The 14,281-nt window shown below is 36.2% G+C and carries 13 protein-coding genes and 2 pseudogenes; 4 read left to right on the top strand and 11 right to left on the bottom strand.

Translation table 11 applies throughout. The features are described 5' to 3' along the window. Positions 1-83: 83 nt before the first annotated feature. The 10 genes and pseudogenes from ACK3CR_RS16175 to ACK3CR_RS16130 all read right to left on the bottom strand — a co-directional run bounded on the left by ACK3CR_RS16175 (position 84) and on the right by ACK3CR_RS16130 (position 8,430). The gene (locus ACK3CR_RS16175) at positions 84-677 is read right to left on the bottom strand and encodes an NAD(P)H-binding protein (protein ID WP_488975762.1); all 594 of its coding nucleotides are present in this window, start codon (positions 675-677) and stop codon (positions 84-86) included. 51 nt (positions 678-728) lie between these two features. Continuing rightward, positions 729-1,694, bottom strand: coding sequence for a DMT family transporter (locus tag ACK3CR_RS16170; RefSeq protein WP_488975761.1), 966 nt, complete (start codon positions 1,692-1,694; stop codon positions 729-731). Between the two features lie 20 nt (positions 1,695-1,714). Next, the gene (locus tag ACK3CR_RS16165; RefSeq protein WP_488975760.1) at positions 1,715-2,368 is read right to left on the bottom strand and encodes a GntR family transcriptional regulator; all 654 of its coding nucleotides are present in this window, start codon (positions 2,366-2,368) and stop codon (positions 1,715-1,717) included. Positions 2,369-2,438: 70 nt separating this feature from the next. Beyond that, positions 2,439-3,821, bottom strand: coding sequence for a DEAD/DEAH box helicase (locus tag ACK3CR_RS16160; RefSeq protein ID WP_268584897.1), 1,383 nt, complete (start codon positions 3,819-3,821; stop codon positions 2,439-2,441). A gap of 230 nt (positions 3,822-4,051) precedes the next feature. Further along, positions 4,052-4,219 (bottom strand): hypothetical protein, encoded by a 168-nt coding sequence (locus tag ACK3CR_RS16155; protein WP_488975759.1) that lies wholly within the window; start codon positions 4,217-4,219, stop codon positions 4,052-4,054. A 372-nt stretch (positions 4,220-4,591) separates the two neighbouring features. After that, positions 4,592-4,666 (bottom strand): annotated as a pseudogene (locus tag ACK3CR_RS16150) (S-layer homology domain-containing protein); the annotation flags it as partial. Next, positions 4,667-5,161, bottom strand: a complete 495-nt coding sequence (locus tag ACK3CR_RS16145) for an S-layer homology domain-containing protein (RefSeq protein WP_488975758.1) — start codon at positions 5,159-5,161, stop codon at positions 4,667-4,669. 481 nt (positions 5,162-5,642) lie between these two features. Beyond that, positions 5,643-5,831, bottom strand: a complete 189-nt coding sequence (locus ACK3CR_RS16140; protein WP_243510424.1) for a hypothetical protein — start codon at positions 5,829-5,831, stop codon at positions 5,643-5,645. 260 nt (positions 5,832-6,091) lie between these two features. Continuing rightward, positions 6,092-7,363, bottom strand: a complete 1,272-nt coding sequence (locus ACK3CR_RS16135) for a cation:dicarboxylate symporter family transporter (RefSeq protein ID WP_243510425.1) — start codon at positions 7,361-7,363, stop codon at positions 6,092-6,094. A 359-nt stretch (positions 7,364-7,722) separates the two neighbouring features. Continuing rightward, the gene (locus tag ACK3CR_RS16130; protein ID WP_488975757.1) at positions 7,723-8,430 is read right to left on the bottom strand and encodes a DsbA family protein; all 708 of its coding nucleotides are present in this window, start codon (positions 8,428-8,430) and stop codon (positions 7,723-7,725) included. A 215-nt stretch (positions 8,431-8,645) separates the two neighbouring features. On the opposite strand from ACK3CR_RS16130, the gene ACK3CR_RS16125 reads away from it, so the two are divergent. Next, positions 8,646-9,269, top strand: a complete 624-nt coding sequence (locus tag ACK3CR_RS16125; RefSeq protein ID WP_488975756.1) for an SIMPL domain-containing protein — start codon at positions 8,646-8,648, stop codon at positions 9,267-9,269. Here ACK3CR_RS16125 and ACK3CR_RS16120 read toward each other — a convergent pair. Continuing rightward, a complete protein-coding gene (locus ACK3CR_RS16120) occupies positions 9,266-9,769 on the bottom strand; it encodes a GNAT family N-acetyltransferase (protein WP_243510441.1) in 504 nt (167 codons plus the stop codon). The two genes, ACK3CR_RS16125 and ACK3CR_RS16120, sit on opposite strands and share 4 nt — an antisense overlap. A 245-nt stretch (positions 9,770-10,014) precedes the next feature. Here ACK3CR_RS16120 and ACK3CR_RS16115 point away from each other — a divergent pair, with 245 nt between their 5' ends. The 3 genes and pseudogenes from ACK3CR_RS16115 to pucL all read left to right on the top strand — a co-directional run. Then, complete coding sequence (locus ACK3CR_RS16115; RefSeq protein ID WP_328124764.1) at positions 10,015-11,625, top strand: PucR family transcriptional regulator; 1,611 nt, start codon at positions 10,015-10,017, stop codon at positions 11,623-11,625. 176 nt (positions 11,626-11,801) lie between these two features. Continuing rightward, positions 11,802-13,115, top strand: coding sequence for a nucleobase:cation symporter-2 family protein (locus ACK3CR_RS16110; protein ID WP_243510447.1), 1,314 nt, complete (start codon positions 11,802-11,804; stop codon positions 13,113-13,115). A gap of 121 nt (positions 13,116-13,236) precedes the next feature. Further along, positions 13,237-14,241, top strand: a pseudogene (pucL, locus tag ACK3CR_RS16105) (factor-independent urate hydroxylase); the annotation flags it as partial. Positions 14,242-14,281 lie beyond the last annotated feature (40 nt).

The raw sequence follows: 14,281 nt of genomic DNA, 5'->3' as shown, positions 1-14,281 counted from the left end.
TAAGTTTACCTTTTTGTAAGCGCCATTTTATCATGTCTACTATAAGATTACCAATGATTAATTCGAGATAAACGGCGTACATCTTATATATTTTTACTATCTAATTGAGAAATCAAAAAACTTGCTATCTCTTCGTTTGTAATTACTTTTCCTGGCATATTTTTTGTCGCTACTTTAATATGTCCTTTTCCTTTCTTGTCTACAACAAAAGGAAGACGAATAAGCGTCCAATCTAGCGAGCTTGCTTTTAAAAGTTCGTATTCCTTTTCTTTTTCCTTCATCATCGGCGAAAAAAAGAGTTGAAACAGATTTGCGCCTACTTGATTTAGAAATGTTTTTTCATCCCCATTCAGCGTTAAAGACGCTCCTGTCGCTACAATATCACGTTTTATTCCTAGCTCTTTCATTCCCTGTATAATATGTGAAGTTACCGCGCTATAAAAAGGCTTTTCACTTTTAGGATGCCCAACAGTATTAATAACAGCATCACATCCTTTTATTAGCTCTTTTATATCCTCTTTATTCCGAGCATCTCCCTTAATGAAGCAAATTTCACTCCCACTTTCTTCAGGATATCGAGTTAGCATTTTGATCCTATAGCCTTTTTCTAATGCTTTTTTACTTATTTTTTTCCCGACTGTCCCTCTTCCGCCAATAATAGCAATCTTTTTATTCATTTTTTCACATTTTCTTTTAGAACATGGTTTTATTAAAATACATGTTAAGGATTATACAGATAAACTTTGTTCTTTTTTAATCTTTCTATTTGAAGCATAGCTTTGAGCCATCATGCCACCGACAACAAACAAAATCCCCATCCATGAAATAGCTGTTGGTAACGGAGCAGAAAGTAATAAAACTTCTCCTAAAAGAGCAAAAAGAACTTCAAATGACTGCGTTGCTTCCACTGCCCCAAGCTTTTGCATATCATGTTTCACAAGGTCTGTTGCCGCAAAGAAAAGCGCTGTTGCACAAACTCCTGAAAGTAACGCAACAATAAGTGACTGAACCGTTTGATTTACACTTGGCACTCCTTCTTCAAAGAGTCCATAGATTGTTAAAATACCCCAAAATGGCATGCTTGCAATCGTCATTCCTAACAAACGCTCGTATGGATCTACCTTTCCCTCGCAAACTTCCATCATCTTACGATTGCCAAGCGGATAGGCAAAAGAAGCGATTAGAATAGGCAGAACACACAGAATCATACTTCGTAAAGAAATTTCGGTTGCATGATCTATTTGCATAAATACAACACCTAGTAAAATGAAAGAAGAAAATAAAAGACTTCTATAGGGAATACGCCCTCTTACTAAAATATACTCTGAACCCCTTTTAACTCTTGCGTAAAAGAGAGGAGCTAATAATGACCCAGATAAAATGGTAATTTGCCATGTTCCTGCAATAAGCCACCCAGGACCGTAAGCAGCCGCGAAGCAAAGCGGTGCATAAAATAAGCCAAAGCCAACCGTACTCCATAAAAGCCAGCTCCAAGGCTTTTGTTTTATTTCTTTTATTAAGTGAAATAATTTTCGCTTACGATAGACAATGAACAACAAAAATGGAATCATAAAAACAAAACGAAGCACAGCACTCCAAACCCAGCTTCCTCCTTCTACTTCCATAAAGCGATTTAACACAAATGTGGAAGCAAAAAAGAGAGAAGCTAAAATCCCTAATAAAATAGGACGCATTTTATCTCCTCCTAGCTCTATTATCGAGCGAGTTTATCTCCTAGAGTGAGCCAGTTTTTTTCAACAAGCTTCTCTACTTTCTCTTTCTGACCTTTTTGAACAGCTTCAATAATTTCTTGGTGATCTCTATATGAACTTTTCCCTTCTACAGAGCTAAATTTAGAAAGCTCAAGCCGATATACATTTCCGATAAGGCGTGCGAGCATTTTTTCAATTTCTGGATTTTTAGAAGCTCTCACAAATACGTTATGAAAACGGTAATCTTCTTCAATCGCACCTCGAGCATCTCTCTCTCTCACTCGGTATTTAAAGGTTTCATTTGCGTCTGAGAGCTCTTTTATTTCCTCCTCTCCTAGGAATGGAAATGCTAACCTTGCTGCAAGAGCGTGTAAAGCTGCCACAACTACAAATGTATGTTTCGCCTCCTCGCTATATAAAGGAGCAACTTTTGTTGAAGATCCTGGGGAAGATTCAACAAGACCTTCATCTTCGAGTCTTTTTAACGCTTCACGCACAGGAGTGCGACTAACCCCAAAGTCCTCTGCTAGCTGGTGATCATGCAACCGTTCACCAGGCTGAAATTCTAGCGTCATAATAGCTGACTTAAGACCTTCATAAACTTGATCACGCAATGACGGACGGATAATTTTTTTTATTTTCTGATTTTTATTCATAAAACCAATATATCACATTTAGGTTTTTAAAAAAATAAGAACTTCTTCAATATGAAGAAGTTCTCCCTGTTTATCTTGATCGTTTTGGACGACTTGGCTTTCCAGCTTTGCGGCCGCTGTTTTTTCCAAAGCTGTTTTGACGATCATTTCTGCTCCCGCGGCTGCTTCTGCCACCTTTATCTTCTTTTTTCCGCCCTCTTTTTGGGGAGTCTGTTCCTTTGCCCCTTTTTCCTCTTGTAGGAGAAGAGGCCTGACTTTCACGCTTTCCTTCTCTCTTCGGTTCTTTTTTCGTTTGCTTTCGTTCCCCTTGAGGCGCTCTCTTTTGTTGAGAACGAAGTGGCTCATCATCTACTGTTTTACGTTTAAGCTTAAAGCGAATTTCCTTTTCAATAAGCGTCATTGTTCTTTCGTCTTTCTCAGCCACAAAAGTAATCGCTAGTCCTTTTCCACCCGCTCTTCCTGTTCGACCAATTCGGTGAATGTAGCTTTCTGCATCTTCTGGAATATCGTAGTTAAAAACGTGTGTTACTCCTTCTACATCAAGACCGCGAGCTGCTACATCTGTTGCGACAAGAAGCTGTATTTCTGCATTTCGAAAGCTCTTCATTACTTTTTCACGCTTTGCTTGCGTAATATCTCCGTGAAGCTCTTCTGATTTGTAGCCATTACGTTTTAAAGCATCATTTAAGACGCCAGCACGACGTTTTGTACGACAGAAAATAACCGCTAAAAAAGGTCTATGTGTTTTTAACGTTTCTAATAAATCATACTGTTTTTTGCGGTCTGTTGTTTCAATAATAAACTGTTTAATTTCTTTAACCGTTACTTTTTCAGCTTTAATCGTAATATCAACAGCTTGTTTTAAATGTTTTTTCGATAATTTACGTACTCCATCCGAAATCGTAGCCGAAAACAGAAGCGTTTGACGATTTTTTGGCGTTTGAGCGATAATTTCCTCCACTTCATTTAAAAAGCCAATATGAAGCATTTGATCTGCTTCATCTAAAACAAGCGTTCGAACGTTCTGCAGGCTAATCGTTCCTCGGCGCAAATGGTCGAGAAGCCGGCCTGGTGTTGCCACAACAATTCCTACGTTTCCTTGCAGTTTTCTCATTTGACGTTCAACGTCTTGCCCTCCATAAACAGCAAGTGCCTCTGGCAAGCCAAGCTGCTTAGTGAGCTTATTGCTCTCATCTGTAATTTGAAGAGCTAGCTCACGCGTTGGAGCAACGATTAACGCTTGCACACTTTCATCTTCAAGATCCAGTTTTTCTAAAATCGGAAGAAGAAACGCAAGCGTCTTTCCTGTTCCTGTTTGCGCTTTTGCAATAACATCTTGTCCTTTTAAAACTGCAGGAATCGCTTTCGTTTGCACTGGCGTCGGTTTCACGATTCCTCCTGCTTTTAATCTTTCACATACTTCTATACTAATTCCTAGTGATTGAAAGCTCATATTTAGCACTCCTTGCTTTTTACGTTCATAAAACAAAAAATGGCTTCAGCGAATGCGAAACCATTTTTCTATGTTTTTTATGAAGAATAGTTACTTTTCGTATTGTACCATGAATGGATAGAAAAGCTAGTTTTTTATGAGAGTGAATCCTTTTTTAAAGCCTTTTTCTACGCATGTTGACATCCAATGAAAAAGCTAGCAAAAGGAAGTCCTCTTACTAGCTTTTCACATTAGTAAATCTTTTTAAGTTCTTGAATTTTATCAGCCGGCTTGACAGAAGTATCAAGCATTAACACAAGTCCAACACCTTGAACATAGTATTCAGACGTGTCAAGGCTGCTTTTTATTTCAATTGCATTTTTAAAAGTGCCTGCTTGAGTTGTAATCGTTTTGTTCATTGAAGTAACCACATATGTAATAGGGTCTTCATCTTCATAGAAATCATCTGTCCACTTTGTATTTAATTTAAGCGGATATGGGACTGTCGAAGAAATAAAGCCGTCTTGCCATCCAGCAATAAAGCCGTCCTTATCTTCGCTATAAGCATAATCGTACGTATCTCCGTCTGTGTCTCGGCCTGTCCAGTTGTCAATGCCAGAAACTGTACCTGTATACTTTACCGTTTCACTATAATTTTCATCAAACGAATAGCTATAAACATAAGTTTTGCGTGGATTTGGCTTTAATCCACCTGTTATAGTACGGTTTGCCGCATCTTCTTTGAAAGAAGAATCAAGCGTACGAGCTAGAAAAACGGAAAAATGCTGACGTGAAATAGACTGATATGGCTTAAATGTGTTGTTAGAATAACCTGTTGTTACGTTATTGTATGCTAATGCATTGATTTATGTGTAAAAGCCATCTGTGCTTGGCACATCGTAAAACTCGCTAACAGTCGTTCCTTTTAGATTATAAGCAAGACTTAAAACTTTAGCCATTTGCCCTCTTGTAAGAGTGTCCCATGGATTAAAATATTTCTTACCTGTTTTTGAATCTTGCTTCCCAGAAATAAAGCCAAGCTGAACAGCTTTAGCTGCTTCCTCATAACCGTAATCGCCTTTTTTCAAATCAGCAAAATTCGGATCTGGAGCTCCGCTTAAATCATTTATTCCTTTTGCACGCAGAAGCATTTGTACAGCTTGAATTCTCTTGATAGATGCTTCAGGTTGAAAAGTACCATTATTATACCCATTAATGATTCCCTTATCTGCAAGGAAATTAATCTCTTTTTCGTAAAGAGTAACGTCTGTAAATTTGCTGCTAGCGTCTGCGTGCTGAAACGGAATAATGACCGTCATTATAAGACTTAAGGCTAGCAACATGCGCCCAAACTTTTTCAATCTTACTCCTCCTAAAGTATTACTAAAATATTAAACTTGCATTACTAATTTATCACGCTATTTCATTAAAAAGTCAACATAATTTTAATGTGGAAAACATGGTAATTTATTACTACAATAATCTAGTACCTTTTCCTCTTCTTAAAGTTTTCTAAATATATCTTTTCTATTTATTCATTTCATTATGAGGATCTACCCGAGAACCTCCCTAGCAAGAAAGTCCTACCTTATAGATATATAAAATTGTCATCGAGAAAAGGTTTTATGTCTGAAGCGGTTCCTGCTGTATAGCAAGAAAGCGTTTGTTAATAGTTTGAGAAAGAAACCATTATGAATGTACGTACACAGGAGATTTTGAGGAATATATCGAAGAGAGCTACAAGAAATACAATTGTTAATTTATATATTATGATCAAATAATAACAAAAAAACCCTCTCTTTCTATGAGAGAGGGTTTTACTCGTTTCCCACTCTTGCTCAATTAAGCTCCTTTCTTTCTTAAGAAATTAGAGAGCAGAATAAGAAGAAGTCCTAAAATAGCTGTAAATTTCACCATTCCGTTGTCTTGTATAATACTGTGATCAAAAAAATTCATCCATCCAACAAAACCAATAATAAATAAAAGAAGTCCAATTGCGAACACAAATTTACCTTTAGCTGTTCGTTTCATTTCTTCCTCCCTTCTCCCCCTTTCTCTTTACTAATCTTTACCCGTCTAGTAAACATTCAAAAAGTCTTTTAAAGGATATTGTACAACTAACAAAGCAAGAATGTATTAAACACGGTTAGAAGTACTAAAATTTAAAAAGTTTCTATACCTCGCATTTTCTAAGTCTTATTGTTATTTGAAAATACGGGTTCAAAAAAACCTTTACTCTATTAGAGTAAAGGTTTTTTTTCGTACTATAATTAAAATGAATCTAGCTCTTTTTAAGCAGCATTCGACTTTTTAAGTGAAGCCGTATATTCTGCTGCTTTTTGTTTGTCAAAATTCCCTTCCCATCTTGACATCACAATAGAAGCTAAAGCATTACCGACTACATTTACAGATGTACGAAGCATATCTAAAATACGGTCAATTCCAGCAATGAAAGCCATTCCTTCTAGTGGTAACCCCATTGTTCCTAGCGTTGTTATCACAACAACAAATGAGGCACCTGCAACGCCTGCCATCCCTTTAGAAGTTAACATGAGTACGAGTAGCAGAGTGATTTGCTCTCCGATAGACAGATGAATTCCATACATTTGAGCAATAAAGATAGCTGCGATCGCTTGATAAATAGAAGAGCCGTCTAAATTGAATGTATAACCTGTTGGAATAACAAACGATGTCACAGCTTTTGGGCAGCCGAACTTTTCCATTTTATCAATTAATTTTGGTAAAACGGCTTCTGAACTTGCTGTTGTAAAAGCTAAGATAAGCTCCTCTTTTAAAATCTTCATGATGACAAAGATATTTACTCCTACCATCTTAGCGATAATTCCTAAGACAACAAAAACGAAGAAGAACATTGTTAAATAGATAACAAGAACAAGCTTACCTAATGGAATTAGTGAACCAATTCCAAACTTCGCTACGTTCACACCAATTAAAGCGAAAACGCCAAAAGGAGCAAATTTCATAACTAAGTTCGTGATCCAAAACATAGCCTCTAATAAGCCTTCAAAAAAACTTAGTACAGGCTTTCCTTTTTCTCCAACAGCCGCTACGCCTAAGCCTAATAGGACCGAGAAAAAGACAATCGCTAGTAAATCTCCCTCAGCTAAGGATTGCACAATGTTACTTGGTATAATGTGCACAAATTGATCCGCAATGCTTCCCTTCTCTTCTGTCTGAGCAGTCTCTTCATAGGAAGATATATTGCTTTTTTCAAGGTTCCCCATTTCAATCCCTGTACCAGGATGAAATAAATTAGCAGCGAGCAACCCTATTAGAAGAGCAATTGTTGTCACAATTTCAAAATAAAGAAGCGTTTTTCCACCTAGTTTACCTAATTTTTTAATATCCCCTACTCCAGCAATTGATACAACAAGAGCTGATACGACAATAGGAATAACAATCATTTTAACTAGATTTAGAAAAATATCCCCAATTGGTTGAAGAATTGCCATCGCCGTTTCATTCCCATAAAAAATGGCACCTACAGCAATTCCTAAGGCTAGGCCAACAAAAATTTGTGTAGCCAACCCAAATTTTTTCATTTTCTTAACCCCTCTCAAACATTTACCCTTAAATGTTGTCTTTTGATGATTTCGTTTCTAAGCTGTAAAACCTTTAGAGCTCAATTTGAGAACACTTAGATATGAATCTTCATACCTAAATGTGTTTAATTATAAATGTTTTATACTAATTAAACAAGAATTCACTTTCTCTATTTCTTATATAATAATATAATATTACACGTATAGAATCCACATCATATTTTAAAAAGAGTGCTAAAGTAATTTTTTCATTTTTATGTAAAAATAATTCAATATTTTACTGTTTATTGGTATATTTCTTTGCTATAAATCAAAACAAAAAGGCTAACTCACCATGAGCTAGCCTTTTTACACTCTACTTACTTTGCATCTTCTAGTTCTTCTTCAACCATCTTCTTTAGATCTTCATATGATTTGCCTTCATAAAGCTTTCCATTTACATAAACAGTTGGAGTAGAATTAATTTGAAGATCGTTAACAACTTTTAGATCTTCATTAAGCGGTTTTTCTCCTTCTCCATCTTTGAAGGCTTTGACAACTCTATCTACTTCTTCTTGACTTGCAAACTCACTCAAACGCTCTGTTAATTCTTTCTCCGTTAGAAAGTCAATTTTTTCATATTTATAATCAGCAGGCTGATTTTTGTATAAACTCTCATGGAACTTCCAAAATGTTTCGTCACCAAGCTCCTTGTACACTACTTCTGCAAATTGAGCAGCACGCGTTGAATCGTTGTTAATGAACGGGAAATTCATAAAGTAAAACTGAACTTTCCCTGTTTGAATAAGCTCTTTATCAATCTGAGGAAAGTAAGTTTCGTTGAATGTCTTACAAACTGGACATTTATAATCTCCAAATTCTACAATTTGAACTGGCGCTGATTCTTCCCCCAGAACAGGTTGTTTTTCATAATCAAAAGAAGCTTTCTCATCTCCCATGTTGTTTAGAACAACTAATCCAACAGCTCCAATAACAAACACAGCAATAATAATATAAAACCATATGTTTGATGATTTTGTTTTGGACGTGTTTTTATATCCTTGCTTTTGCTTTTGCTTTTTGCTCATGAATTCCCTCCGTCTTTTTCTTTGCTTTTATCCAAGCTTCTCATCTATTCTTTTAAACTTACATAAGTTCACAATGTAACTATACGTATTGATGATAAAAAGTGTCAAGCATTACGACAATTATCCTCTCTTTCTATTCATAGAGAAGAAAAAGAAACATATGCTAGAAATAGGAGAAGTTTATTATATTTAAAGAAAGAGAGTGAGGATTATTGATGAATACAATGCTTCTTGAAGGAGAAGGAACAGTGGTTATGGAACCTGATCAAGCTTCATTGATCATTGGAATTGTAACAAATAATAAAAGCCCAGTGAAAGCCCAAGAAGAAAATACTACCCGTTCCCGTAATGTTATTGAAGCTTTAAAAACTTTAGGAATTTTAGAGCAAAACATTAGAACAAGCTCATATTCTATTTATCCTCGCTATGATTATATTGAAGGAGTATCAACTTTAAAAGACTATGAAGTTCAACATCTCCTCCTTGTTACAGTGAAAGATTTGTCTCTTCTTGGTCTTCTCTATGAAACAGCTCTTGAAAACGGAGCAACAACAACTCATAGTATGCAGCTTAGTCTATCAAATACTGAAGCCGCTTATGAAGAAGCTTTAAGTAATGCGCTTCTTGGCGTTCAACATAAAGCACGCAGCTTAAGTAAATCTATTGGCATAAAAGTAAATCCTATTCCATTAAAAATAGTAGAGAGAAGAATAGAAGAAGGAACAGTGTTCACTCCTTTTGCCCAAAAAGCGCTAAGTGCTGAAGGTGGCCCTCCCATTGAAAAAGGAGAACTTACTATTACGGCTTATATAAAAGCTCTTTTTCATTATGTATATTAAACAAACAACCCCATGAAAATAACATCACTATATTGTTCTTCTCGTATTTTCATTACTTTTCTTTGTCGTCCTTCTTCGCAGAAACCAAATTTCTGATAAAGTTGGATGGCTTTTTCGTTGTGGGAAAAAACTTCAAGATCAATTTTTTCAAGCCCTTCTTCTTCCCTTCCCCATCTAATAAGATACTGAAGCAAAGAACTCCCAGCACCGCTTCCTCTAGAATCCCTCTTTACGCCCATTCCGAATGTTCCCGTATGACAGAAGCGAACGTAAGGAACTCTCGAAAACGATAGAAATCCAATCACCTTTCCACCTTCCTCTGCTACAATTGTTAATCCTCCTTTTTTCTCTCGTTCTCCTATCTTTCTTCTATAATCTTCTTCCCTTTCTTCCTCATCATCTTTTGATCGAAGAAAAAAGGTCGTGTTTCTTGCAATCTCATTTTTAATCTTTACAATATGTGTTGCATCTTGCTCGGTAGCTTTACGAATACTTAGCATATTTCCCTTCCTTTTTTACAAGTTTATTTTTATGTATTCTTCTTTTAACACTGTATTCCTTCTTGTTTCCTTTTTTTATGTTAAGTTTCTTAACACTAATGATTTATCTTCTGAACTTTACTGCTAATATAGAAAATAATCATCGGTAAAAACGTTCGTTTTCACACATTTTTTTAGTTATACTAGCTAATTTTTCAAAAGGTGAGATCACTAGGTTTATGCTTTTTAAAGAAAGAGGTGAGAATGTGAAAGTAAAAGACGTATTAGAGCTTCCTTCTCTAGAAGAAGCGTTCACATTAGCAGGACACTCAGGACTTCATAGAAACGTTCAGCATGTGAACATGATGGACGCTCCTGACATTATTCGCTATTTATCAAAAGACGACTTACTTCTCACAACAGCTTATCATTTCAAAGATGATCCTTCAGCGCTTTTATCGTTAATAAAAAAAATGCATGAACAAAACTGTGCAGGTCTTTGTGTAAAAACAAAACGGTTTTTAAAAGAACTGCCAGCTGATGTTTTAGCACTCGCAAATAAACTCTCCTTTCCCATTATTGAAATACCTGAAAACGTTGCCCTTGGAGATGTCGTAAACAATACATTAGGCACCATTCTAAACACGAGAACAAATGAGCTGCAGCAAGCCATTCACGCTCATCAACAGTTCACAAATCATGTTTTAAGCGGACGCAGCATTGATGAGTTGTTACAAAATCTATCTCTTATGATTGGCTATCCTGTTCTACTTCTTAACCAGCATTTCAAACTTTTAACTCAAACCCATTATGATGAAAAAGCTCCAGAAAGCTCAAAGAAATGGAACACGCAAAACACTTCTTTTTTCCTTAAAAAAACTCCATATTCATGTTTCTCTATTCGAGCTACACATGAAGTTTTTTCCGCTTTCCCAGTTCCAACACACGAAAAGAGATGCGGCTCTCTACTAGTCAAAGAGAATCTTGCCAAACTTGATCAAGGAAAGATTTTGATGATTGAACAAGCAGCAAATGTTATTGCTTTTGAGCTGATGAAGGAAAGTGCTTTAAAACAATACGAACGAAGAGCAAAAAATGAGTTTTTCACTAACTTTGTAGATGGAAAATTCACATCAAAAGATGAAATAAGAAACCGCACAAAAGAATTCGGGCTAAACTGTGAGCAAAAATATATTCTTATCGCAACAAAACTTGATCGAAATGAAAAAGGCATCAGCTTTACAGCCCACCAAATGGAAACCGATGTTGTATATGAATTTTTAGAGGAAGAGCTTGAATCTATTCCATGGCCTTGTCACTTCTTTCTCAAGGGAACAATTGGCGTTATTTTTGTAGAAGTAAATGATAGATGGATTGGTCTTCATGAAACAATGGTTTCAGCCTTACAACATATTCAAAAAAGAGTTTTAGCAAGCTTTCAGAGAACGATTTCTTTCGGGATAAGCAGCATTACTCAAAACTTATTTGAAATAGAAAGTGCTTACGAAGAAGCTCTCGATGCCCTTGATACAGGTCATTTCTCTGGAAGCATGCAGTTTATTCAAACATATCAAACAAAAGATGTCACAGAACTTCTAAGAGTCGTTCCTAGACAGGATTTAAAAAAGTTTTATGATCATACGCTTCACAAACTTTCTTCTCATACCCAAGATGAGGAGCAACGCTTATTGCATACACTCTCTGTTTTTCTAGAAACTCACTGTCAAATATCCGAAACAGCAAAACGATTATACGTGCATCGCAATACGGTTATTTATCGTCTTGAGAAATGTGAAGAACTGCTTGGCAAAAGTTTAAAAGATCCTGATACAACGCTAAGGTTAAGACTAGCTCTCCGTATTGGAACAATATTGTAAACTACAAATGTTATATTTTATAACACGTAAAGTTATTTATTTCAGAGTTTTCATAACATTTTTACGATTAATATAAAAATATTAGTTACTTTAACTAATGACTTAACCTTTTTTCTAATGTAACATGTTATTCAACTTAACATATAAAAGTATTTTAAAAGAGGAGAGGTTGATTAATGAACACTCGGCAGTCACGAGGAAAAATTTTTTCATTTGGTCTTCAGCACGTTTTAGCAATGTACGCTGGAGCTATCCTTGTTCCCTTACTTGTAGGAAGAGCACTTGGTTTAAATGCGGAAGAATTAGCATATCTTGTCGCAATTGATTTGTTAACATGCGGCATTGCTACTCTTCTCCAAACATTAAAAAGCAAGCATCTCGGAATTGGCTTACCTGTTATTCTTGGCAGTTCTTTTGTAGCCTTAACACCCATGATTAGCATCGGTTCTCAGTACGGAGTTCCTGCTATTTATGGAGCTATTATTGTCACAGGTCTCTTTATCTTTTTTGCTTCTTCGTTTCTAGGAAAACTTGTCCGCTTCTTTCCTCCTGTTGTCACAGGAACAGTTGTTACGATTATTGGGGTATCCCTTGTTCCAACGGCAATTAAAAACATGGGAGGCGGAGCAAATAGCTCAGACTTCGGTTCTAGTGAGAACTTGCTGTTAGCTTTTAGTGTTCTCTTTCTTATCATAGCTATGAACCGCTTTTTCTCAGGATTTATGCGCTCCCTTTCCGTTTTAGTCGGCATTATCGCTGGTACTATTTTTGCTGCTTTTTTAGGTAAAGTGAATCTAGATCCTGTAAAAGAAGCTTCATGGTTTCACTTCCCACAAGTTTTTTACTTCGGTTTGCCAACTTTTGAACCTGGAGCTATCTTGACAATGCTTATCGTCGGACTTGTTATTGTGATTGAATCAACGGGAGTGTTCTTTGCCCTTGCAAAGATTTGCGATCGTTCTTTAACAGAACAAGAACTTGCAAACGGCTACAGAGCAGAAGGTTTAGCTATCTTTTTAGGCGGTATTTTTAATGCATTCCCATACAATACGTTCGCTCAAAATGTCGGACTTGTAGAACTATCTGGAATTAAAACACGTAATGTTGTCGTTGCAGCAGGCGGTATTTTAATCTTTCTTGGCTCTATTCCAAAGATCGCCGCATTTGCGACGATTATTCCAAATGCTGTTCTTGGAGGGGCAACCGTTATTATGTTCGGGATGGTGATTTCTTCCGGAATGCGAATGTTGAGTAATGTTGAATTCACGAACAATAACTTACTTATTATAGCGTGCTCTATCTCACTTGGACTCGGTGTAACTGCTGTTCCTAATCTCTTTGCATCCCTTCCATCTTTTTTAAGTATTCTTGTAAGTGACGGTGTTATTACAGGAAGTCTTGCTGCTATTATCCTGAATTTGTTTTTCAATACTAAAAAGAAAAAAGTAGAAGTTCCTCTTCCTAACTCTTTAAAGGCAGAAGAAGCTTGAGGAAAATGAACATCTCCGGATTCTTTAGTTTACAGCAGTTTACGAAGAAATTCGGCGATATCTTCGCGCATTCTCTACGAGTTATTTCTCAGATTTATCAGCTATATAAAATTGCCCTCTATTTCGCTTACATGACCAACAAAGGAGAGATAAGGTGATGAAAAATAATAACCGGATAATGACTTATGGAAAAGGAGACGTTTTTGCTTACCGTACGCACTTGGCCCCTTTAAAAGGTATTAAAGAAATTCCAGAATCAAATTTCACAGGACGCTCTAATATTATATTTGGAGCTAATATTCGCGTCGAAGTTGGAGGCTCTGCTTTTCTTTCTTCTTTTATTGAAGGGGATAATCGGCTCGTTGTAGCAACAGATTCTATGAAGAATTTTATTCAACAGCATCTTGCATCATACAGTGGTACAACAATGGAAGGATTCCTTGATTATGTTGGAAGAGCCTTTCTCCTTAAGTACTCTCAAATAGATAGTGTAAAACTTACCGGCGAACATTTATCATTCCAAGAAGCAAACATATTTGAGAATGAAGAAATAAAAAAGATCCCTCTTGTCTTTAATCATTCACGAAATGAAAAAGCTGTTTCTTCTGTTCATCTTATTCGTCATGGTCAAGACATTAATGTTGAAAGTAGAGAAAGCTCAATTTGTGATCTTCAGCTTATTAAAATAAGCGGCAATTCGTTTGTTGGATTTATCCGTGATGAATACACAACTCTTCCGGAAGATGGAAACCGCCCTCTTTTCATCTTTTTAAACATTGGCTGGAACTATGAAAATAGTAAAGATGCGCTCGGAGAAACTCCATCACTTTATGTTGCGTCTGAACAGGTTCATGACATTGCCTCTTCTGTTTTTCATGAACTTGAAACACCATCGATTCAAAATTTAATTTACCACATCGGCTGCCGTATACTAGAGCGTTTTCCGCAATTACAAAGTGTTAACTTCCAATCTCAGAACCATACATGGGATGCAGTTGTTGAAGAGATTCCAGGTGAGAAAGGAAAAGTATATACAGAACCAAAGCCACCGTTTGGCTTCCAACTTTTCTCCGTCACGAAGGAAGATTTAAAAACAAACTCTTCAAAAGAAAAAAAACAAAGTTAAAGTGAGTACTTGCCTACCAACACATATTTTAGATTTAGTA

It is taken from the genome of Priestia sp. TRM10 (assembly GCF_057808375.1).
This window is presented reverse-complemented; position numbering and strand designations above follow the sequence as displayed.

Coding starts and splice junctions, on each gene's coding strand:
- ACK3CR_RS16175 (WP_488975762.1), bottom strand. CDS start 677: ATGAATAAAAAGATTGCTATTATTGGCGGAAGAGGGACAGTCGGGAAA.
- ACK3CR_RS16170 (WP_488975761.1), bottom strand. CDS start 1,694: ATGCGTCCTATTTTATTAGGGATTTTAGCTTCTCTCTTTTTTGCTTCC.
- ACK3CR_RS16165 (WP_488975760.1), bottom strand. CDS start 2,368: ATGAATAAAAATCAGAAAATAAAAAAAATTATCCGTCCGTCATTGCGT.
- ACK3CR_RS16160 (WP_268584897.1), bottom strand. CDS start 3,821: ATGAGCTTTCAATCACTAGGAATTAGTATAGAAGTATGTGAAAGATTA.
- ACK3CR_RS16155 (WP_488975759.1), bottom strand. CDS start 4,219: ATGAACAAAACGATTACAACTCAAGCAGGCACTTTTAAAAATGCAATT.
- ACK3CR_RS16140 (WP_243510424.1), bottom strand. CDS start 5,831: ATGAAACGAACAGCTAAAGGTAAATTTGTGTTCGCAATTGGACTTCTT.
- ACK3CR_RS16135 (WP_243510425.1), bottom strand. CDS start 7,363: ATGAAAAAATTTGGGTTGGCTACACAAATTTTTGTTGGCCTAGCCTTA.
- ACK3CR_RS16130 (WP_488975757.1), bottom strand. CDS start 8,430: ATGAGCAAAAAGCAAAAGCAAAAGCAAGGATATAAAAACACGTCCAAA.
- ACK3CR_RS16125 (WP_488975756.1), top strand. CDS start 8,646: ATGAATACAATGCTTCTTGAAGGAGAAGGAACAGTGGTTATGGAACCT.
- ACK3CR_RS16120 (WP_243510441.1), bottom strand. CDS start 9,769: ATGCTAAGTATTCGTAAAGCTACCGAGCAAGATGCAACACATATTGTA.
- ACK3CR_RS16110 (WP_243510447.1), top strand. CDS start 11,802: ATGAACACTCGGCAGTCACGAGGAAAAATTTTTTCATTTGGTCTTCAG.